The 1,059-nt window shown below is 62.9% G+C and carries 2 protein-coding genes; both read right to left on the bottom strand.

Translation table 11 applies throughout. The features are described 5' to 3' along the window. Positions 1-50: 50 nt before the first annotated feature. Positions 51-230 carry a hypothetical protein gene (locus tag NJ959_RS29985; RefSeq protein ID WP_254015413.1) on the bottom strand — a complete coding sequence of 60 codons (180 nt, stop codon included), beginning with the start codon at positions 228-230 and terminating at the stop codon, positions 51-53. 52 nt (positions 231-282) lie between these two features. Then, positions 283-852, bottom strand: a complete 570-nt coding sequence (locus NJ959_RS29980; RefSeq protein WP_254015412.1) for an NADH-quinone oxidoreductase subunit C — start codon at positions 850-852, stop codon at positions 283-285. Between the last annotated feature and the right edge of the window lie 207 nt (positions 853-1,059).

Below are 1,059 nucleotides of genomic sequence, written 5' to 3'. Positions count from 1 at the left end.
GAAGTCGGACGAGCGTGGCTCGCGGGGCAAGCCTGAACTGACGGGCTACCTCAGCGGATGAGTTCCGCGATTTTCGTCTGCTGGCCATAGACGGTGAGCACGTCGCCGACCTCTATCCGAAAACTGCCTGTGGGCGTTGCGATGTACTCGCCCCCTTCGTCGGAGGTGCCCACGCGCACGATCAGGAGCGAGCCGCCGACAATGACGAGCAGAGAGATAATGGCGGCCATGCTGGATCGTTGGCGCGCCTGAGATTACGCAAAGCACTTCGCCAGCAAAACGTCACGCGCTCGTGCGATCGACCACGCGATACTGCTCGCGTTCGCCGCGGCCGCGGACTGGATAGTCCTTGCGGAGCGGATGGCCGGGGTACTCCTCCCACAGCAGGATGCGGCGGAGGTCCGGGTGGTTGGTGAAGCGGATGCCGAACATGTCAAAGACCTCGCGTTCCATCCATTCCGCCCCGGCCCAGAGGCTGCAAGCCGAGTCGAGGACGAGCGCGGGGTCGTTCGCGATGCCATCGGTGGGCAATGTCGGGTCGAGGTAGGTCTTGACGAAGAATCGGGTTTCCTTGGGGAGCGAGGTCAACGCGTAGACCACCGCGAATCGGCCGGGCATGGCGGTCGGGTAGCCAAGGTAATCGATGCCAATAACGTCGGTCAGGAAGTCGTACTGCGTCGAGCCGTCCTTCTTGAGGAACGACAGAACTGCGTGCAGGTCCTTGGGTTCCACGATCAACGTGCCCTGCCCGCGGAACTCCGTGGCCTTGAACTTGGCGTTGGGAAACGCCTTCTTGACGGCCTGGAAGGTCGGGTGGTCGAGGGTGGTCGTGGTCGAGGCGGCGGTCGTCATGAGTCCAGTCTCCGAAGCGGATTCGTGCGGGGAAACGTAGGCGAGACATGGGCTGTCTGGCCCATGTAGACCGTCGCCTACGTTGGCCCGTCACAGGCCCGCCGATAGCCCGCAAGTGGCCTGCTAAAGGGCCAACAAAGCCCTTTGCTCGACGACGTCCTCATCAAGTATCACGACTGGCGTTTCGGCCGGAACATGCCGTCGCCA

The organism is Limnofasciculus baicalensis BBK-W-15, from assembly GCF_024178385.1.
Lineage (GTDB): Bacteria > Cyanobacteriota > Cyanobacteriia > Cyanobacteriales > Coleofasciculaceae > Limnofasciculus > Limnofasciculus baicalensis.
The sequence above is the reverse complement of the archived record's forward strand: the minus strand, read 5'-3'. Positions and strand labels throughout refer to the sequence as shown.